The following is an 18,028-nucleotide window of genomic DNA, read 5'->3' on the forward strand; positions in this document are numbered from 1 at the left end:
GACTTGCCATCCGCGCAGAAACCCGACGCACCATACCTCACCTTCCCAAAGTCGCACACGAAGCCCGCTCGATCGCCGGCACCTGAATCGCCAACGTAATACCTCTCGCCACCATGAAAACAGTGAGCGCCAGCCACAGCCCGTGATTCCCGAGCGATCCCGCGAGCGCCCACGCAGCAAGCAGAAAGGCAGCAAGCGAGACCGCCATCGCCTTCATCAACTCGCGCGTGCGCGTCGCGCCGATGAACACGCCGTCGAGCTGAAAGCCCGCGACCGACGCGAGCGGCAGAACCGACGCCCACGGCAGATAGCGCACCGCCGCCGCCTTCACGACCGCCTGATCCGTGAGCTTGCCGATGATCCATTCGCCGCTAAACCAGAAGACGATGGAAAAGCCCGCCGCGCCGATTGCCGACCAGAACATCGTCACCTTCACGGCCTGACGGAACGCGTACCGGTCGCGCGCGCCCGCCGCCGCGCCGACGAGCGCTTCGGCCGCGTGCGCGAAGCCGTCGAGACCGAAGGACATGAAGGTCTGGAAGTTCAGCAGGACGGCGTTCGCGGCGAGGATCGCATCCCCCTGACGCGCGCCGAGATGCGCGAACCAGCCATACGAACCGAGCAGGCAGATCGTGCGGATGAAGATGTCGCGGTTGATCGCGACGACCCGCCTCAACGCGTGCGCGTCGAAGAGCGAGCGCGGGACGAGCGGCGGGAGGCCGCGCGGACGCAGATGCCAAAGAATCGCGAGTCCGAGCGCAAAGCCGCAGAAATCCGCGAACGCCGTTGCCGCGCCGATGCCCGCGATGCCCCAATCGAAGCGATACACGAAAAGCAGCACCGCGACGATGTTCACCAGATTGATGAAGATCTGCGTGACGAGCGCGAGCCTCACGCGCTGGCAGCCGAGCAGATAACCCAACACGACGTAATTGCCGAGCGCGAACGGCGCGGCCCAGATGCGCGCGTGACAGTACGCGCTCGCGGTGTCCTGCACGGCGGCGCTGCCGCCCAGCGCGACGAGCGCGTAACGAATGATCGGCACTTGCAGCACCAGCACCGCCGCGCCGATCGCGAGTCCGAGCAGCAACGCGCGCAGCACGCTCTTGCGCAAGGCGTCGTCGTCACGCGCGCCGAACGCCTGCGCCACGAGTCCCGTCGTACCCATGCGCAGAAAGCCGAAGCCCCAGAACACGAAGCTGAAGACGAGCCCGCCGAGCGCGACGCCGCCGAGATACTGCGGCCCGTCGAGATGCCCGGCGACAGCCGTGTCGACGGCGCCGAGAATCGGCTGCGTGAGATTCGCGAGAACGATGGGAAAGGCCAGCATCAGCACGCGCTTGTGCCAGTGCACGGGCAACGCGGCGGCATCGGTTGAATCGGTCTGCAAGGTCGGCGGCCTGAAGTTTCGAGCAAGGGCGTCATTGTCCGCAGCGGACGCGGACCACGCAACGTCTCGCGAACGCCGATAATGCGCCTCATGAAAACGTTCGCGCTCTATGTCGTCACCGCCATCGCCGAGATCGCCGGCTGCTATTTCCCTCATCGATGGCTCAAGGAGGGCGGCTCGCCGTGGCTCGTCGTGCCCGGCGCGCTGTCGCTCGCGCTGTTCGCGTGGCTGCTCACGCTGCACGCCGCGGCGGCGGGGCGCGTCTACGCGGCGTATGGCGGCGTGTATATCGGCGTGGCGATCGCGTGGCTATGGGCCGTCGAGCGCATCCGGCCGACGGCGTGGGATGTCGCGGGCGCGGCGATCGCGCTCATCGGCATGGGCGTGATCGCGTTCCAGCCGCGCGTCTAGAACCGCTCAGGCTTCCAGCGCCAGCAGCGCGAACGTCGCGAGCCAGTGCTCGCCCATGTAATCGCCCGCGACATGCGCAATGCCCGACGCCAGATGTTCGTGCGCCGCCGTCTCGAGCACGGCGATACGCGCATCGCCCGCCGGCAGCGCGCGTGCGATCGTGCGCTGACACCACGCGCGCGAGAGGTTCAGGCCGTCGAGATGCGCGAGCTTGCCGTCGCTGCGATCGGTGACGGTGGCCGGCGCGAAGAGCGTCGCGGGTTCTCGCTCGGCGATGCGCGGCAGAAACCGGTCGAACCAGCCGACGAAGCGCTCGCCCGGCAGCACATGACGCATCAGCACGGCTTCCATCAGCGACGGCGACAGGAACTCGTCGCCCGCCGGTTCCCACGCCTGACAGCCTTCGTCCTTCTCGAACCAGCGCAGGGCGGTTTCCTTCAGCAGATGCTCAAAATCGGCGTTCTGCGCGACGCGCGCGTAACCGATCGAAAGCGTCAAGGCGAACGCCATGTTGAAGTGCGTGCCGACGCGAAGCGGATACGTCGATTTCGGCAGGAATTCCTCGAAGCGTGCGACGAATGCGTCCGCGAGCGGCTGGAGCGTGCGGGCCCAGCGCGCGCCGTCATCGGAACGCATCGAGCGCAGCTGGCCTGCGAGCGCGAGCAGCCACGCCCAGCCATAAGGCCGCTCGAAGCCGCGCGCGGCGGGACGCTGCAGATAAGCGACTTCAGCGGCGACGTTAGCCTCGGTGACATGCTCGTCGATCACGGCGCGAATGCGCGGCGCGTCCGGCAGATCCGGAAAGCGGTCGATCAGCCGAGCGATCAGCCAGTAACCGTGCACGCACGAATGCCAGTCGAAGCTGCCGTAGAAAATCGGATGCAGCGCGCGCGGGCTTTGCACGTCGGCAACGCTTGCCATGACGTGATCGAGCTTGTTGGGATATTCGCGCGTCAGGTGGCCGAGCGCGACTTGCGCGAATGTCGACGCGAGCGCGGCGTCGAGAATGATCGGTTGATGCTGACTCATGCAGTCCTCGTCGATGTGAATCGTGATCCCGAGACTTTATCGATAAATAATCGTCAAAATCTTTAATCAGGGTAACCACCTAGTACGAACGATCGAGGCAAAGACGATTTATGTCGAAAGCGTTGAACGATGCCGTCGCAAGGGCGGCAAATGCTTTTGCGGCAAGCCTGAGCGGGTGGGGCGGTCATCGGTGAACGCGATGCGGGCGCGTCCTTGCGCGAATTTTCCTACTCCGTTCGGCCGTGTTTCGCGCGCCACGATCGCGCGCCGGTTGCGAAACCGCGTATAAACTTGCGCCCGAACGCCGCCAAGAGCGCCCGGATCGGGGATGAAACCCCGACATACGCCATCCAGACAGTGACCAAGAGATCAGAAACAACATGACCGACCTTCCCGCTTACACCGCAGAGGACACCCGGCGCCGCGTTTTCGCCATCGTCGGCGCCTCGTCGGGCAACCTCGTCGAATGGTTCGACTTCTATATCTACTCGTTCCTCGCGCTGTACTTTTCGGCGGCGTTCTTTCCCGGCGGCAATCCGACGGTTCAGTTGCTGAACACGGCGGGCGTGTTCGCGGCGGGCTTCCTGATGCGCCCGATCGGCGGGTGGCTCTTCGGCCGCATCGCCGACAAGCACGGCCGCCGCAACGCGATGATGATCTCCGTCCTGATGATGTGCGGCGGCTCGCTCGTCATCACCTTCCTGCCGACGTACGCGTCGATCGGCGCGTGGGCGCCGTTCCTGCTGCTGATCGCGCGCCTGTTCCAGGGCTTGTCGGTGGGCGGCGAATACGGCACCAGCGCGACGTACATGAGTGAAGTCGCGCTGCGCGGCCGGCGCGGCTTCTTCGCGTCGTTCCAGTACGTGACGCTGATCGGCGGCCAGCTCGCCGCGCTGCTCGTGCTCGTGATCCTGCAACTGTTCCTGTCGACGGAGGAGCTGAAGGCGTGGGGCTGGCGCATTCCGTTTTTCATCGGCGCGTGCGCGGCGCTGATCTCGCTGTACCTGCGCCGTTCGCTCGACGAAACGTCGACCGCTGAGACGCGCGATCGCAAGGAAGCGGGCACGCTCGCCGGCCTGATGCAGCACAAGGCCGCGTTCATGACGGTCGTCGGCTTCACGGCGGGCGGCTCGCTCATCTTCTACACGTTCACGACCTACATGCAGAAGTATCTGGTCAACACGGCGGGCATGCACGCGAAGACCGCCAGCAACGTGATGACCGCCGCGCTCTTCGTCTACATGCTGCTGCAGCCGCTGTTCGGCGCGCTGTCGGACCGCATTGGCCGCCGCGCCTCGATGCTTTGCTTCGGCGCGCTCGCGACCATTTGCACGGTGCCGCTGCTGCACGCGCTCTCCACGGTGACGAGCCCGGTCATGGCGTTCGTGCTGGTCGTGATCGCGCTCGCGATCGTGAGCTTCTACACGTCGATCAGCGGTCTCATCAAGGCGGAAATGTTCCCGCCGGAAGTGCGCGCGCTGGGCGTCGGCCTGTCGTACGCGGTCGCCAACGCGGTGTTCGGCGGCTCGGCGGAGTATGTGGCGCTGTGGCTGAAATCGGCGGGCAGCGAATCGACGTTCTTCTGGTATGTCACGGCGATGTGCGCCATTTCGCTCATCGTCTCCTGGCGCATGCTCGATCCGAGCAAGGAAGGGTATCTGCGCAACGAACCGTAAGCCGGCCGGCGGCGTGCGCGTCGTGTCGCACGCCCGCATCGGCGCGGACGCCGTTGTCCGCCCGGCTTGCCGATGAAGGTAGTATGGTGTTTTATGCGGTATGTAGACGACGCACCGGCCACGGTGCACGATGTTGATCGGAAAGCGCGGGAACCGGATACGCATGCGCGCAGCGCCGCCGCGCGCAAATCCGATGTGCACGTTCGGGCGCGTCGGACTGCCTGGAGCCTGTTCATGGAAGATTTCGACGAAACGCTGTTCATAGTCTGGCGAGCCAACCTCAATGTCCTGGTCGGCTCGCCGGGCGGCGCTGGCCGCCTCGCGCGCATGATGAACTTCTCGCCGACGTTCATGAAGCTGATCGTCGGCGGTCAGCGCGATTTCAACGAGGAATTCGTACGCGGCATCGAGCTCGTGACCGGCCTGCCGCCGCACTGGATGGACGAGCGCCGCACGCTGGACGAGATTCCGCCCGACGTCCTGCGCGCGATCGACGAGGAAACGCCGATGGCCGTGTTCCGCGGCACGGCCCATCCCGCGCCGAAGCGTTCCGTGTTGCGCGGCCCGGAACCGCTGCTTTCCCAGACCGAAGCGACGCGCCGTGTCGCCGATCAGGCCCAGCAACAGGCCGAAGCCAACCGCCGCGATCTGGTTTTTCGGAAGAATCGCGAGCTGCTGTCGCAGGACTTACGCCGCCTGGAGCGCCAGCTCGGCTTGCTGCAGGTCGAATCGATGCAGCCGAAGGTCGATGAACTCATCGCGTCCGATCGCATGAGCGAGTCGGCGAAGGCCGATCTGACCGGGCGTCTCGAACAGATCGACAAGCACGTCAAGCTGTTACATCAGCACGTCGAGAAGCTCGTGGTGCTGCTCTCGAGTCCGGATGAGCCCGACTCGGGCGAATAACCGAACGACTACTTGTTTTTCCGGTCTTCAGGCGATTCCGGCTCCGGATGCACCGCGATCGGATCGCTTGCGGGGAAGGTCTCTTCCAGCGCCTCGTCGAGCAAATCCTCTTCGGTTTCCTTCTTCGGTTGTTCCTGCTTCGAACGTTCATCCCGGCTGGCTTTGGTCATGGTGCGCTCCGTGGTGCGAAATCATGGACGATTCAATATAGCAGCCTCGATGTTCGCGCGCTTCAGCTCTCCCGCCGGTAATCCGCGGGGCGCACGCCCGTCCACTTCCTGAATGCGCGCCGGAACGCGCTCGGTTCCGCGAAGCCGAGCGCATCGGCGATTTGCGGAATCGTCTCCTGCGTATGCGCAAGACGCGCGATGGCCAGATCGCGCCGCAATGCGTCCTTGATGGTCTGATAGGTCAGCCCTTCCTGCTTCAGACGCCGCCGCAGCGTGGCTTCGGCCATATGCAGCGCGGCCGCGATGCTTTCGGCTTCCGGCCAGTCCGTCGGCGCGGTTTGCCGAAGACGCGTCCGGATGCGCGCCGCGAGCGAATCCGGATTGCGATACTTCACGATGAAATTCGCCGGCGCATCGCGCAGGAAGCGCTTGAGCGTGGTGGACGTCTGCACGATCGGCAGCGCCGCGCATTCGGCCGACAGGTCGACGAACGAGCGCGTCGCGTCGAAACGCAGGTCGTTGCAGAACATGAGGCGATATTCGTCGCTGTCGGCGGGCTCGGGGCAGCGCATGTGCGCCGCGAGCACCGGAATGCGCCGCCCGACCAGCCAGCACAAGAGCCCATACACGAGGATGAAGCCCGTCGCGTAGGCGAACATCGACTTCGGTCCGGCTTTGTCGGCGAGCCAGATTCGCACGCGCTTGTCGTCGATGTCCGGCTCGAAGCTCAGATCGTCGAGCACGAGCCGCATGAAAGTCGCGATGCGCCCGAGCGCCTGCGCGCCGTCGCGCGAGGAAAGCGCCGCGTGGCATAGCAGCACGAAGCTGCCGCGCCGCATCGGATGGGCGTCCTGGCCGAAGAACTCGTCGTCGAGCGCGTCGGCGGTGGCGTTCCACAGCTTGCCGTACTGGACCGGCGACACCCGCGCGCGCGGCGAATCGAGCGTCGCCGGCGCGATGCCCGCCGCGGCCAGCAAATGCCCGCGCGCGACGCCGCGCGATTCGGCGCATCGCAATGCGGCTTCGACGAGGCTCACGGAAATCGAGTCGCGCTCGATCTTTTTTTTGGTACTTGGGGTTGTCACTAGGTGGCCAAAGCGCTCAGTTAGCGTGATCGTTTTGGGCATCGGCTAACGTTAGGCGATTGCCTAGACTCGTGCTCAGACGGCCCAGCCGCCCATCATCGACCGGGCGAGCGGCGGCCAGAAAGTTTAAACGATCGATGCGGCGAGCCTCGCCGCGCAAGCCCCCATCACCGAATTCAGAACATGATCGACGCATTTCTCACCGAAGAGCAACGCATGATCCGCGACGCGGCTCGCCAGTTCGCAACCGAAGCGCTCGCGCCGAACGCGGGCCAGTGGGACAAGGACGGCGCGATCCCCGACGCAGTCGTGCGGCAACTGGGCGAACTCGGCCTGCTCGGGATGATCGTGCCCGCCGAACTCGGCGGCACCTTCAGCGACTACACCGCCTACGCACTCGCGATGGAAGAGATCGCCGCCGGCTGCGCGTCCTGCGCGACGATGATGAGCGTGCACAACTCGGTCGGCTGCGGGCCGATCCTCGCGTACGGCACCGACGCGCAGAAGGCCGAATGGCTGCCGAAGCTCGCGAGCGGCGAGGTTATCGGCGCGTTCTGCCTGACGGAGCCGCAGGCGGGCTCCGAAGCGAACAACCTGCGCGTGCGCGCCGTCGAGAAAGACGGCAAGTGGGTCATTTCGGGCAGCAAGCAGTTCGTGACCAACGGCAAGCGCGCGGGCGTGGCGATCGTTTTCGCCGTGACCGATCCCGATCAGGGCAAGCGCGGCCTCTCCGCGTTCGTCGTGCCGACGGACACGCCCGGCTTCAACGTCGGCGCGCCGGAGCACAAGCTCGGCATCCGCGCGTCGGATACGTGTCCGATCAACTTCGACGATTGCGCGATTCCCGCCGCGAATCTGCTCGGCAAGCGCGGCGAGGGCTTGAAGATCGCGCTGTCGAATCTGGAAGGCGGGCGCATCGGCATTGCGGCGCAGGCGCTCGGCATCGCGCGCGCGGCATTCGATGCGGCGCGCGCCTATGCGAAGGAGCGCGTGCAGTTCGGCAAGCCGATTCAGGAACATCAGTCGGTGGCCAACATGCTCGCCGACATGCAAACGCAGATCAACGCCGCGCGCCTCTTGATTCATCACGCGGCGCGCATGCGTACCGAAGGCGTGCCGTGTCTGACGGAGGCGTCGCAGGCGAAGCTGTATGCGTCGGAAATGGCGGAGCGCGTGTGTTCGGACGCGATCCAGATTCACGGCGGATACGGCTATCTGCAGGATTATCCGGTGGAGCGTCATTATCGCGATGCACGCATCACGCAGATTTACGAAGGCACCAGCGAAGTGCAGCGGATGGTGATCGCGCGCAACGTATAAATCTTTGGAGACGCAATGAACGAAGCCCAGGCATTCATCGAAGCACGAGACTTCCTGTTTGCTCATCGCACGGACTACGACACCGCGTATCGCGACTTCAGATGGCCGTCGCTCGATCGCTTCAACTGGGCGCTCGATTATTTCGATCCGATGGCGCGTGGCAACGACGCGCCCGCGTTGCAGATCGTCGGCGAAAGCGGCGACGAGACACGGCTTTCGTTTGCGCAGATGAGCGAGCGTTCCGCGCGCGTCGCGAATCATTTGCGGGGGCTGAACGTGAAACGCGGCGAGCGCATTCTGCTGATGCTGCCGAATCGCGTCGAGCTATGGGACACGATGCTCGCCGCGATGAAGCTGGGCGCGATCGTCCTGCCCGCGACGACGCAGCTTCCGAGCGCGGATTTGCGCGACCGCATCGCGCTAGGCGGCGTGCAGCACGTCATCGTCGATGCAGCCGAAACGAGGAAATTCGATGTCATCGACGTACCGGGCTTGCGCATCGCGGTGGGCGGCGCGCAGGACGGCTGGCTCGCGTATGAAGCCGCGTACGACGCATCGGCGGAATTCGCCAAGGACGGCGAAACGTCCGCGAACGATCCGTATCTGCTGTACTTCACGTCCGGCACGACGTCGAAGCCGAAGCTCGTCGCGCATACGCATCAGAGTTATCCGGTCGGGCATCTCTCGACGATGTACTGGATCGGCCTGCAACCCGGCGACGTCCACTGGAACATCAGCTCGCCCGGCTGGGCGAAACACGCGTGGAGCTGCTTCTTCGCGCCGTGGAACGCGCAGGCGTGCGTGTTCATCTACAACTTCAGCCGTTTCGACGCCGCCCGCGCGCTCGATGTGCTCGTGAAGCACGAAGTCACGACGCTGTGCGCGCCGCCGACCGTGTGGCGCATGCTCGTGCAGGAGCCACTCGCGTCGTACGAGGTGAAGCTGCGCGAGATCGTCGGGGCGGGCGAGCCGCTGAATCCGGAGATCATCGAGCGCGTGCAGCATGCGTGGGGATTGCCGATCCGCGACGGCTACGGCCAGACCGAAACCACCGCGCAGATTGCCAACACGCCGGGCCAGCGGCTCGTGCCGGGCTCGATGGGCCGTCCGCTGCCGGGTTATCGCGTGGCCTTGCTCGATCCGGATGGCAATCCTGCCGAAGAAGGCGAAATCGCGCTCGCGCTCGATCCGCCGCCGCTCGGCCTGATGACCGGTTACGCCGATAACCCCAAGGCCACCGAAAACGCGATGCGAGGCGGCTTCTATCGCACATCCGATGTCGCCGCGCGTGGCGCGGACGGCTACTTCGTCTACGTCGGCCGCGCGGATGACGTGTTCAAGTCGTCGGATTACCGCTTGAGCCCGTTCGAGCTGGAAAGCGTGCTGATCGAGCACGAAGCGATCGCCGAGGCGGCTGTCGTGCCGAGTCCCGATCCGCTGCGTCTTTCGGTGCCGAAGGCGTTCGTCACGCTGCGTCACGGCTATTCGATCGGACCCGAACTCGCGAAAAGCGTGTTCGCGTTCTCGCGCGAACGGCTCGCGCCGTACAAGCGCATCCGCCGGCTCGAATTCGCGGAATTGCCGAAGACCATCTCCGGCAAGATTCGCCGCGTCGATTTGCGCCGGCAGGAAATCGCGCGCACGCAGGACGGCGCGCGCGGCGAGTTCGAGTTCTGGGAGGAAGATTTCCCGGAGCTGCGCCAGACCAGCAAGGCCGACTAAAGGAATTCATGAGCACGCTTGAACTTTCACGCGACGCGCCCGAAGTCGCCTTCGAGGTCGTGAACCGCGTGGCGATCGTCACGCTCGACCGTCCGCATGCCTTGAACGCGCTCTCGCACGGCATGATCGCGCATCTCGCCGAACGTTTCGCGCAATGCGCCGCGGACGATTCGATCGCCGCGGTCGTCTTGCGCGGCGCGGGAGAGAAGGCGTTTTGCGCGGGCGGCGACGTGCGCAAGCTCTATCACGCGGCGCGCAACGATCCGCATCACGAGACGCCGTGGCTCAAGTTTTTCATCGATGAATATCGGCTCGATTTCGCGGTGCATCGCTTTGCGAAGCCGGTTATCGCGCTGATGGACGGCATCGTGATGGGCGGCGGCATGGGCCTCGCGCAAGGCGCGGCGTTGCGCATCGCGACCGAGCGCACGCGCATGGCGATGCCGGAGACGCGCATCGGCCTGTTGCCCGATGTCGGCGCGACGCATTTCCTGCGCGTGCTGCCGCGCGACCTCGCGCTTTACGTCGGGTTGACGGGCGCGCGTCTGTCGGGCGCGGATGCGCGGCGTGTCGGTCTCGCGGACGAATGCGTGCCGTCGACGTGGCTGCGCAGTTTCGTCGAGCGTCTCGAAGCTATCCGCTGGGACGATGCGCAGGACACGATGACGCAACTGGCGCGCGTGTTCGTGCCGAGCGCGAATATCGAACGGCACGCGCCGCTCGACGATATGCGCGCGCAAATCAAACGCCATTTCGCCGTGTGCGCGACGGGCGGCGTGGAACGCATCGTCGCATCGCTCGCAACGGATGAATCCGACTGGGCGCGCGCGACGCTCGCGCTGCTCGAAAGCCATTCGCCGACGATGCTCGAAGTCACGTATCACGCGCTTTTGCGTGGCCGTCAGATGTCGCTCGCGGACTGCTTTCGCATGGAACTCGGCGTCGTGTACCGCGCGATCGATGACGGCGATTTCGTCGAAGGCGTGCGGGCGCTCATCATCGACAAGGACGAGCGGCCGCGTTTCGCGCCGACGACGCTCGCGCAAGTGCGCGCCGAGCGCGTGCAGCACTTCCTGTCATCGCCGTGGCGCAGGGAAATGCATCCGCTCGCCGATCTGTAGGCGGGACCTCTCGACGGAATTTCGCAAGCAAATGTTTCTGCAGCGAACCGTCCAGATGACCGATGGTCGAATCGGGCTTATCGAACATCGGACAATTCTGAGGAGGAACCGAACATGGCGAATCGTACGTATCGAACGGCGCTTCTTTCGGCTGGGATCGCATTTGCGGTAATCGCGCCGGGGGCATCGTACGCACAACTCAATCTTCAACAGTTCGGCTTCGGCAGCGGCAAGTCCGACGTGACGTCGGGCGCGAACGGCGCGACGCAGCCTTCGGCGCTGAATTCGCTTCTGCAAAGCTATGTCGGCGCGAACCAGCAAGTGCTGACCGGGCAGTCGACCCTCGCCTCGGCGATGGGCATGTCGAGCGTCGCGAGCCAGGCGCAATCGGCGGCGGGGTTGCTCTCCGGCGCATCGGGCGGGAACGCCGTTCCGAGCACGAGCGTATTGTCGCAACTCGGCGGCACGCAGCAGAGCGTGTCCCAATCGCTGATGCAGGCATTCACGAACGGCTCCGCGACGCCGCCGACAGCCGCCAGCAAGAAGACCTTCAGCGACGGCCTCGCGTCGCTCGGGCAGGGCGTGAAGCAGTACGCCGGCCTGCAATCGAATCTCGGCTCGGTGACGAATTCGATGAACATGTCGTCGCTGCTGGAGGCGGGTTCGAATCCGTCGACCGTGCAGGCGGCGAGCTATGTCGCGCAATCGGCGCCGGGGCAGTTGCAGTCGCTCATGCAGACGCTCTCGCAAGCGGTGCAGTACGCGAAGACCAATGGCATTTCGGTGCCGTCGATCGCGACAGCGGCGCTGAGCGGCGCGCAGTAACGCGATGTGAAGCGGCGATCACGCGCGCAAAGGAAAAGCGGCGGGGCTCATGCGAGCCACGCCGCTTTTTTCGATCGCGGGAGTTGGTTCAGTAGCTTGCCGCCTGACGCATCGCGAGACGCCTGAGCAGGGGCAGCGCCTGCGGCAGGCCCGATTTGGGCATCGAGGGCGGAAGATACGAAACGTCGGCGACGTCGGCGAGTTGCTGCATGCGCGGGTCGGGATCGAGCACTTCCAGCGCGGGCGGCTCGACCGGTTCGGCTGCGACGCGCTCCGGTTTATCGACGGAAATGCCGAGCGAATGACGCACGTCGACGCCACGGATATGCACCTTGTAACCCGCGTCGGTCACGACGCGTTCGCGCGATTTCCAGAATTCGAGTCCCGACGGCGTCATGGGATGCATCGACACGTATTCGACCACGATCTCATAGCCGCGAACTTTCGGATAATTCAACAGCAATTTGCCTGAACGAATATAACGGATGTAGCGGTCGATCTTCTTTGTGAGCAAATCCTGATGCTTCTCTTCATCGCGCCAGTCCAGATCGTCGAAGAGCCCGACATATACGCGCTTGAAGAGAATATTCACTCCGATGTAATCGATGTCGTCCACGTCACGCAAAGACATGGTCAATCCCCTGCGCCCTCAATCGGGCAAATAACGAAGGATTGCATTGTAACGGATATGCATCGCCCAAAAACCGTGAAACACCGTGTTAACCGGCACAAAATCTCATTTTCGTAAGAGTCCGAATTCTCGATTTAAGCGCATTCCGATTGTCGATAAAAAATGCGACAAATCGAGAATATCTTTATCAATTAACCCTGTCTTCCCGATGTATCCGCGAGACCCCGCGTCGACGGGGTGTTCGCGATTTCCTCGTTACTCATCGCTTCGACTTGCGGCAGCGGCGGTTGCTCGTTGATCCACGCGTTCAGAATCGTCGACGTCACGGCGAGAATCACCGGACCGATGAACAATCCGACTATTCCGAATGCGAACATGCCGCCGAGCACGCCGGAGAGAATCAGCAGCATCGAGAGATTCACGCCGCGCTTGATGAGAATGGGGCGCAGGAAGTTATCGAGCATCGCGATCATGATCGACCACACGAGCAGCATCGAAGCGACGACGGTCGATCCGTTCCAGAAGAGCCATGCAACGCCGCCGAGCAGCGGCAGGAGCGGGCCGATCTGCGCGAGGCAGAGCATCAGCATGACCGCGGTGATGATGCCCGCGGCGGGCACGCCCGCAACCGCAAGCCCGATGCCGCCGAGCGCCGATTGCGTGACCGCCGTCACGACGATGCCGAGCGCGACCGCGCGGATCGCGAGGCCGGCGAGCTTGACGGCTTCGGCGCCGCGCTGCGCGGCGATGCGCGTCGCGAAGCGCGTGACGAAGCGGCCGGCCGCCTCGCCGTTGGTGTACAGGATCCCGGAGATGATGACGGTGATCACCATGTGCATGACGAACACGCCGACCACGGCCGCATGCGAAAGCATCCAGCGCGCGACGATCGTCACGTAGGGTTCGAGCTTCGCGAGCAGGCCGCCGGGGCCGGCGTCGGAGAGCATCTGCCATTCCTTCGATACGCGCGCGCCGACGAGCGGCACGTCATGGATCCAGCCCGGCGGCGGCGGCAGCGCGTAGCTCGGCAGACTCTTGACGGCGGCCATGATCTCGCCGCCGTGCTCCGCGAGCGTCGAGATCGCCGAATAGAGCGGCAGCACGATGACGACCAGCAGCATCAGCAGCATGACGGTGGTCGCGATCCAGCGGCGGTTGCCGCAGCGGCGCTGCACGGCGAGCATGAGCGGCCAGGTCGCGACGACGATCGTCGTCGCCCAGATGAGTCCCGGCAGGAACGGGCGCAGCACGTAGAGACTGCCGACCGTGAGCGCGGTCAGGATCGTGATGACGAGCAGAATGCGCGCGATGTCCACCGGCTGGCGGGGATTCGGATTCGGCTGTCCGTTGGATAGGATGGGCATGATGCGTCCGGATAAAGGTGATGATCGAAGCGGCGCCCGCGCAGAGGCCACGCGCGTGACGAGGATGAACGAGCGATAAGCGAAAGCCGGCGATCCGGCAAGCCGCTCCCGGCATCGACGGGCGCAATCATAACGGCACGCCAATCCATACTACTAAAAATCGGCGCCCGTCTTCCCCTGAAATACCCTTCGTGCAGCGCGTGCCGAAACGAACGCGCGCGTTTAACGAAATCTGGAAATGCATTTTTAAATTGCCTATTCTTTTTTGCGGGCGCAGAAGAGGGCACGCAATGTTCCGCCGCGCATAACGAGGCCCACACAAGAACGATTTGGGAGACTGACATGGCCGGTTTTTCCCGTACCTCGCTCGTTGCGCTCATTGTTGCCGTCGGTGCTTTCGGGATCGTGACATCGCCCGGAATCGAAGCCGCCGACGAAATCCAGAACGCCAACACGACGCAAGCCTCGCCAGTCCCGAGCTCGCTGCGATCCATCTCGCAGCAGCAGCTCGACGGCGCCGCGGGCGACAGCGCGTCGTGGCTGCATTCGAACGGATCGTATGCCGAAACGCGCTACGCGCCCGCGACGCAGATCAACACGTCGAACGTCGCCAAGCTCAAACCGGCGTTCATCTTCCAGACCGCCGTGATGGAGTCGATGGAAACCGCGCCGATCGTCTCGAACGGTGTGATGTTCCTGACCACGTCCTACAACCACGTCTACGCGATCGACGCGGTCACGGGCAAGGAGTTCTGGCATTACAAGCACAAGATGGGTCCGGTCACGACGTTCTGCTGCGGTCCGAACAATCGCGGCGTGGCGATCTCGGGCGACCGGCTCTTCATGGGCACGCTCGATTCGAAGCTCGTCGCGCTCGATGCGAAGACCGGCAACGTGCTCTGGTCGACGCAGATCGCCGATCCCGAAGAAGGCTATTCGGAGACGATGGCGCCCGTCGTCGTCGAAGACAAGGTGCTGATCGGCACGAACGGCGGCGAGTACGGCATACGCGGCTTCGTGAAGGCGTTCGACGCGAACTCCGGCCAGTTGCTGTGGACGTTCTACACGATTCCCGATACCGGCAGCGAAGGCGTCTGGGCCGAGAACGACGCCGTCGGCCGCAACATGAAGCGCGACATCGCGGCGGAAAAGAAGACGCTCGCGGAGAAGGGCGGCGACTTCAACAAAACGCTCGGCGGCGGCGTGTGGATGGCGCCCGCGATCGATCGCAAGACGCGCACGGTGTACTTCGTGGTCGGCAATCCGTCGCCGGACCTCTACGGCGCGATTCGTCCCGGCGACAATCTCTATACCGATTCGCTCGTCGCCGTCGATCTCGACAGCGGCAAGTACAAGTGGCACTTCCAGTACATCGCGCACGACGTATGGGATCTCGACGCGGCGAGCCCGCCGATTCTCATCGACGTGAAGGACAAGAACGGGCAGATGATTCCGGGCATCATCCACGGCGGCAAGACGGGCTTCGTCTATGTGCACGATCGCCGCGACGGCAAGCTGATTCGCGTCTCCGAAGCGATGATTCCGCAGGAAGGCGTGTGGACACTGCCGACGCCCACCGGCGCGCGGATGCTGCCGGGCGCGAACGGCGGCGTCGAATGGTCGCCGATGGCCTTCAGCCCGAAGACGCGCATGGCGTATGCGGCGAACCTGCATCAGCCGATGACGTATCAGGTCGAGGAAGTCGCGTACCCCGGCGGCAAGCTGTGGCTCGGCGGCGCGTTCAAGGTGATTCCTTCCGAGCAGCAATGGGGCAGGCTCGTTGCGGTGAACGTCGATACCGGCAAGATCGCGTGGGGCTTCAAGACGGATCAGCCGTTGATCGGCGGCGTACTCGCGACGGCGGGCGGGCTCGTCTTCAACGGCGAAGGCAACGGCCTGTTCCGCGCCTTCGACGCCGCCACCGGCCGCAAGCTCTGGGAGTTCCAGTGCGGCGCGGGGGTCAACGCGCCGGCGGTGTCGTACATGGTGAACGGCAAGCAGTACATCGCGGTCGCGGCGGGCGGCAACACGCAGCTCGACTTCAAGCGCGGCAACAGCCTGCTCGTGTTCGCGCTGCCTTGATGATGACGCCTTCGAAGCGATCGAAACGCGTGCGTGTCTGGCTCGTCTACGCGCTGTGGCTCGTCGCGTGTCTGCTGTTGTCGCTGCCGTCGCTCTCGCGCGCCGCGGACGCGCAGACGGCTGCCGCGACGAAGGCCGCCATCTGCACATCGTGCCACGGCATCAACGGCAATTCGACGACGGGCGATTATCCGTCGCTCGCGGGGCAAACGTCGCGCTACATTTATCTGCAATTGCGCGACTTCAAGGCGGGCCGCCGCAGCGATCCGCGGATGTCGCCGATGGCCGCGAATCTCACGCCCGACGACATGCACGTGCTCGCCGATTACTTCGCCGCGCAAAAGCCCATCGCCGCCGATTTCAAGGCGGACCCGGTGAAAGTGGAAGCGGGCAGGAAGAAGTCCGAAGAGATTCTGTGCACGATGTGCCACCTCGGCGGCTTCTCCGGGCAGAACGAGATCCCGCGCGTGGCGGGACAGCAGTATCCGTACATCGTGAAGCAGTTGCAGGACTTCCGCGACCGGAAGCGCACCAACGACGCGGGCAACATGACGAGCGTGTCGAAGAATCTGACCGACGCGGACATCGAGAATCTGGCGAACTACATCGCGAATCTGCAATGACGCATGACAAAACGCCTACGCTTGCTGACCATTTTCCTGTCGATGACATGCGCGATCGCTTACGCGCAAGAGGACGCCTACACGCTCAACGAACGCCTGCTTTCCGCGACGCGCGAAGGCGATCAGGCGTCCGTCGCGCGCTTGCTCGATGAAGGCGCGGCGATCGATTCGCGCAATCGCATCGGCGACACGCCGCTCATCAGCGCGTGCAAGAAGGGCCTCGCGCCGATGGCGCGCATGCTGATCGAGCGCGGCGCGAACGTCAGCCAGGCCAACGTGCAGGGCATCACGCCGCTGATGGCCGCGGCCTTCGACGGCAACGACGAAATCGCCGCGCTGTTGATCGCGCGTCACGCGGATGTCGCCGCGACGGATCGCGTCGGCAAGACGGCGATCGAATACGCGGCGGGGCAGGGGCGCACGGCGATCGTGCAGCGTCTGCTCGATGCCGGTGTCGATGTGAACGCGGCGTATCGCAATCATCTGACCGCGCTGATGTGGGCGGCAGGCTACGATCGCGACGAAACCGCGTCGATGTTGCTCGCGCGCGGCGCGAAACGCGATCTGCGCGACGATCGCGGCCTGACAGCGATGGACATCGCCGAGCAGACGCATTCGATGCGCGTCGTCGAGTTGCTGTCGAAGGGTTAATCGGCCGGGGTGCGTTGCGCGCCGACGCGCTGCAAATCGCTGGCCTCGGCCGTTTCGCGAACACGCGGCCGCGTCACGCGAACGCGTCGATGCCATCGACGAGACGTTGCGCGAGACGCGGTTGCCGCAACTGCTCGATCCACCATTGCAGCGCGCGGCCTTCGTGATCGCCGCGCCAGCCCACATACAACACGTTCGGCTCGCGCGGATCGGCGGTTTCCTTTTCGACGAGTTCGCCGCGCGCAAACAACGCCTGCACGCGATACCGCGGCACCCAGCCCGTGCCCAGGCCTTGCCGCTGGGCGAGAATTTTTGCGCGCATCGTCGGCACGGCGAGCGCGGCCTGACCGCCGAGCACGCCGTAAGCGCGGCCCGCCGAACGCGACGAATCCGCGACGACAACCGCACGATGCGCCGCGATCTGCTCGCGCTTGAGCGGCCCGCTGACGCTCGCGAGCGGATGACGCGGCGACACGGCGAACACCCACTGCATCACGCCGAGCTCGAACCAGCGCAGACCGGGAATCGCGGGCGGCTCGTTGGTCGCGCCGACGATCAGATCCGCGCGGCCGTCGCGCAACGCTTCCCAGGTGCCGGAGAGCACTTCGTGCGTGATGCGCAGCGCCACGCCGGAACCGAGCGCGTCGAACGCCTGCACGACCGGCAGCAGCGTCTCGAATTCGAGGATTTCATCGCAGACGAGCCACAGCCGGTCTTCCCAGCCGCTCGCGACCTGCTTCACGCGTTGCGTGAGCCGCGACACGTCGAGCATCAGGCGCGAGGCTTCATCGGCGAGAAGATGTCCGGCGGGCGTCAGTTGCAGCCGATAACGCCGCCGGTCGAAGAGCAGCGCGTCGAAACGTGTTTCCAGTTGCCGCGCCGCGTGCGACACGGTGGACGGCGCCTTGCCGAGCCGCGCCGCCGCGCGCGACAAGCTGCCGGTTTCACGAATCGCATCGAGCAGCGAGAGTTCTTCCTCTGACAACATGTTCGACTCCATCGAACGAGTTCATCGTCCGGAT

General features: G+C 64.6%; 17 protein-coding genes. 10 read left to right on the forward strand and 7 right to left on the reverse strand.

Features of this window, described 5'->3' with window-relative positions:
* Positions 1 to 37 precede the first annotated feature (37 nt).
* Positions 38 to 1,330 (reverse strand): MATE family efflux transporter, encoded by a 1,293-nt coding sequence (locus tag QCE58_RS24360; protein ID WP_250521552.1) that lies wholly within the window; start codon positions 1,328 to 1,330, stop codon positions 38 to 40.
* Between the two features lie 150 nt (positions 1,331 to 1,480).
* Here QCE58_RS24360 and QCE58_RS24365 point away from each other — a divergent pair, with 150 nt between their 5' ends.
* Positions 1,481 to 1,801: a YnfA family protein gene (locus QCE58_RS24365; RefSeq protein ID WP_008353867.1), complete on the forward strand. Its 321-nt coding sequence runs from the start codon at positions 1,481 to 1,483 to the stop codon at positions 1,799 to 1,801.
* A gap of 6 nt (positions 1,802 to 1,807) precedes the next feature.
* Here the strand turns inward: QCE58_RS24365 and QCE58_RS24370 are convergent, their stop codons facing one another.
* The gene (locus QCE58_RS24370; protein ID WP_250502753.1) at positions 1,808 to 2,830 is read right to left on the reverse strand and encodes a DUF2891 domain-containing protein; all 1,023 of its coding nucleotides are present in this window, start codon (positions 2,828 to 2,830) and stop codon (positions 1,808 to 1,810) included.
* 380 nt (positions 2,831 to 3,210) lie between these two features.
* On the opposite strand from QCE58_RS24370, the gene QCE58_RS24375 reads away from it, so the two are divergent.
* Together QCE58_RS24375 and QCE58_RS24380 are read left to right on the forward strand one after the other, a co-directional pair.
* Complete coding sequence (locus tag QCE58_RS24375; protein ID WP_008353864.1) at positions 3,211 to 4,506, forward strand: MFS family transporter; 1,296 nt, start codon at positions 3,211 to 3,213, stop codon at positions 4,504 to 4,506.
* A 234-nt stretch (positions 4,507 to 4,740) separates the two neighbouring features.
* Positions 4,741 to 5,412 (forward strand): hypothetical protein, encoded by a 672-nt coding sequence (locus tag QCE58_RS24380; RefSeq protein ID WP_033536103.1) that lies wholly within the window; start codon positions 4,741 to 4,743, stop codon positions 5,410 to 5,412.
* 8 nt (positions 5,413 to 5,420) lie between these two features.
* Here QCE58_RS24380 and QCE58_RS24385 read toward each other — a convergent pair whose 3' ends face one another.
* Complete coding sequence (locus QCE58_RS24385; RefSeq protein ID WP_008353861.1) at positions 5,421 to 5,582, reverse strand: hypothetical protein; 162 nt, start codon at positions 5,580 to 5,582, stop codon at positions 5,421 to 5,423.
* A 62-nt stretch (positions 5,583 to 5,644) separates the two neighbouring features.
* Positions 5,645 to 6,640, reverse strand: a complete 996-nt coding sequence (locus QCE58_RS24390; RefSeq protein ID WP_409014179.1) for an AraC family transcriptional regulator — start codon at positions 6,638 to 6,640, stop codon at positions 5,645 to 5,647.
* 213 nt (positions 6,641 to 6,853) lie between these two features.
* Here QCE58_RS24390 and QCE58_RS24395 point away from each other — a divergent pair, with 213 nt between their 5' ends.
* The 4 genes from QCE58_RS24395 (at position 6,854) to QCE58_RS24410 (ending at position 11,655) form a co-directional block, all read left to right on the forward strand.
* Positions 6,854 to 7,987 (forward strand): acyl-CoA dehydrogenase family protein, encoded by a 1,134-nt coding sequence (locus QCE58_RS24395; RefSeq protein ID WP_250521553.1) that lies wholly within the window; start codon positions 6,854 to 6,856, stop codon positions 7,985 to 7,987.
* Between the two features lie 15 nt (positions 7,988 to 8,002).
* A complete protein-coding gene (locus QCE58_RS24400; protein ID WP_250521544.1) occupies positions 8,003 to 9,709 on the forward strand; it encodes an AMP-binding protein in 1,707 nt (568 codons plus the stop codon).
* Positions 9,710 to 9,717: 8 nt separating this feature from the next.
* Positions 9,718 to 10,830 carry an enoyl-CoA hydratase/isomerase family protein gene (locus QCE58_RS24405; protein WP_250521545.1) on the forward strand — a complete coding sequence of 371 codons (1,113 nt, stop codon included), beginning with the start codon at positions 9,718 to 9,720 and terminating at the stop codon, positions 10,828 to 10,830.
* 114 nt (positions 10,831 to 10,944) lie between these two features.
* Positions 10,945 to 11,655 (forward strand): hypothetical protein, encoded by a 711-nt coding sequence (locus tag QCE58_RS24410; protein ID WP_008353855.1) that lies wholly within the window; start codon positions 10,945 to 10,947, stop codon positions 11,653 to 11,655.
* An 88-nt stretch (positions 11,656 to 11,743) separates the two neighbouring features.
* On the opposite strand, the gene QCE58_RS24415 is transcribed toward QCE58_RS24410, so the two are convergent.
* Positions 11,744 to 12,286 carry a DUF6572 domain-containing protein gene (locus QCE58_RS24415; RefSeq protein ID WP_008353854.1) on the reverse strand — a complete coding sequence of 181 codons (543 nt, stop codon included), beginning with the start codon at positions 12,284 to 12,286 and terminating at the stop codon, positions 11,744 to 11,746.
* 191 nt (positions 12,287 to 12,477) lie between these two features.
* Entirely contained in the window at positions 12,478 to 13,650 is a 1,173-nt protein-coding gene (ydiK, locus tag QCE58_RS24420) for an AI-2E family transporter YdiK (RefSeq protein ID WP_250435543.1), read from the reverse strand.
* A gap of 342 nt (positions 13,651 to 13,992) precedes the next feature.
* Between ydiK and QCE58_RS24425 the strand changes: the two genes are divergently transcribed.
* From QCE58_RS24425 to QCE58_RS24435, 3 genes are read left to right on the forward strand one after another with little or no spacing between them, the layout of a single operon-like run.
* Entirely contained in the window at positions 13,993 to 15,732 is a 1,740-nt protein-coding gene (locus tag QCE58_RS24425; RefSeq protein WP_250502757.1) for a PQQ-binding-like beta-propeller repeat protein, read from the forward strand.
* On the forward strand, positions 15,732 to 16,355 hold the full coding sequence (locus QCE58_RS24430) for a cytochrome c (protein ID WP_250435545.1): 624 nt from the start codon (positions 15,732 to 15,734) through the stop codon (positions 16,353 to 16,355). Before QCE58_RS24425 ends, QCE58_RS24430 begins: the two co-directional genes overlap by 1 nt.
* 3 nt (positions 16,356 to 16,358) lie before the next feature.
* Complete coding sequence (locus QCE58_RS24435) at positions 16,359 to 17,006, forward strand: ankyrin repeat domain-containing protein (RefSeq protein ID WP_250521546.1); 648 nt, start codon at positions 16,359 to 16,361, stop codon at positions 17,004 to 17,006.
* Positions 17,007 to 17,079: 73 nt separating this feature from the next.
* Here the strand turns inward: QCE58_RS24435 and QCE58_RS24440 are convergent, their stop codons facing one another.
* Positions 17,080 to 17,994 carry a LysR family transcriptional regulator gene (locus tag QCE58_RS24440; protein WP_008353847.1) on the reverse strand — a complete coding sequence of 305 codons (915 nt, stop codon included), beginning with the start codon at positions 17,992 to 17,994 and terminating at the stop codon, positions 17,080 to 17,082.
* Positions 17,995 to 18,028: the final 34 nt, after the last annotated feature.

The organism is Caballeronia sp. LZ028 (assembly GCF_031451415.1).
GTDB classification, from domain to species: Bacteria; Pseudomonadota; Gammaproteobacteria; order Burkholderiales; family Burkholderiaceae; genus Caballeronia; species Caballeronia zhejiangensis.

Bases quoted from the DNA above. Each gene is read 5' to 3' on its own strand.
- QCE58_RS24360 (WP_250521552.1), bottom strand. From the start codon at position 1,330: ATGCTGGCCTTTCCCATCGTTCTCGCGAATCTCACGCAGCCGATTCTC.
- QCE58_RS24365 (WP_008353867.1), top strand. From the start codon at position 1,481: ATGAAAACGTTCGCGCTCTATGTCGTCACCGCCATCGCCGAGATCGCC.
- QCE58_RS24370 (WP_250502753.1), bottom strand. From the start codon at position 2,830: ATGAGTCAGCATCAACCGATCATTCTCGACGCCGCGCTCGCGTCGACA.
- QCE58_RS24375 (WP_008353864.1), top strand. From the start codon at position 3,211: ATGACCGACCTTCCCGCTTACACCGCAGAGGACACCCGGCGCCGCGTT.
- QCE58_RS24380 (WP_033536103.1), top strand. From the start codon at position 4,741: ATGGAAGATTTCGACGAAACGCTGTTCATAGTCTGGCGAGCCAACCTC.
- QCE58_RS24385 (WP_008353861.1), bottom strand. From the start codon at position 5,582: ATGACCAAAGCCAGCCGGGATGAACGTTCGAAGCAGGAACAACCGAAG.
- QCE58_RS24400 (WP_250521544.1), top strand. From the start codon at position 8,003: ATGAACGAAGCCCAGGCATTCATCGAAGCACGAGACTTCCTGTTTGCT.
- QCE58_RS24405 (WP_250521545.1), top strand. From the start codon at position 9,718: ATGAGCACGCTTGAACTTTCACGCGACGCGCCCGAAGTCGCCTTCGAG.
- QCE58_RS24410 (WP_008353855.1), top strand. From the start codon at position 10,945: ATGGCGAATCGTACGTATCGAACGGCGCTTCTTTCGGCTGGGATCGCA.
- QCE58_RS24415 (WP_008353854.1), bottom strand. From the start codon at position 12,286: ATGTCTTTGCGTGACGTGGACGACATCGATTACATCGGAGTGAATATT.
- ydiK (WP_250435543.1), bottom strand. From the start codon at position 13,650: ATGCCCATCCTATCCAACGGACAGCCGAATCCGAATCCCCGCCAGCCG.
- QCE58_RS24425 (WP_250502757.1), top strand. From the start codon at position 13,993: ATGGCCGGTTTTTCCCGTACCTCGCTCGTTGCGCTCATTGTTGCCGTC.
- QCE58_RS24430 (WP_250435545.1), top strand. From the start codon at position 15,732: ATGATGACGCCTTCGAAGCGATCGAAACGCGTGCGTGTCTGGCTCGTC.
- QCE58_RS24435 (WP_250521546.1), top strand. From the start codon at position 16,359: ATGACAAAACGCCTACGCTTGCTGACCATTTTCCTGTCGATGACATGC.
- QCE58_RS24440 (WP_008353847.1), bottom strand. From the start codon at position 17,994: ATGTTGTCAGAGGAAGAACTCTCGCTGCTCGATGCGATTCGTGAAACC.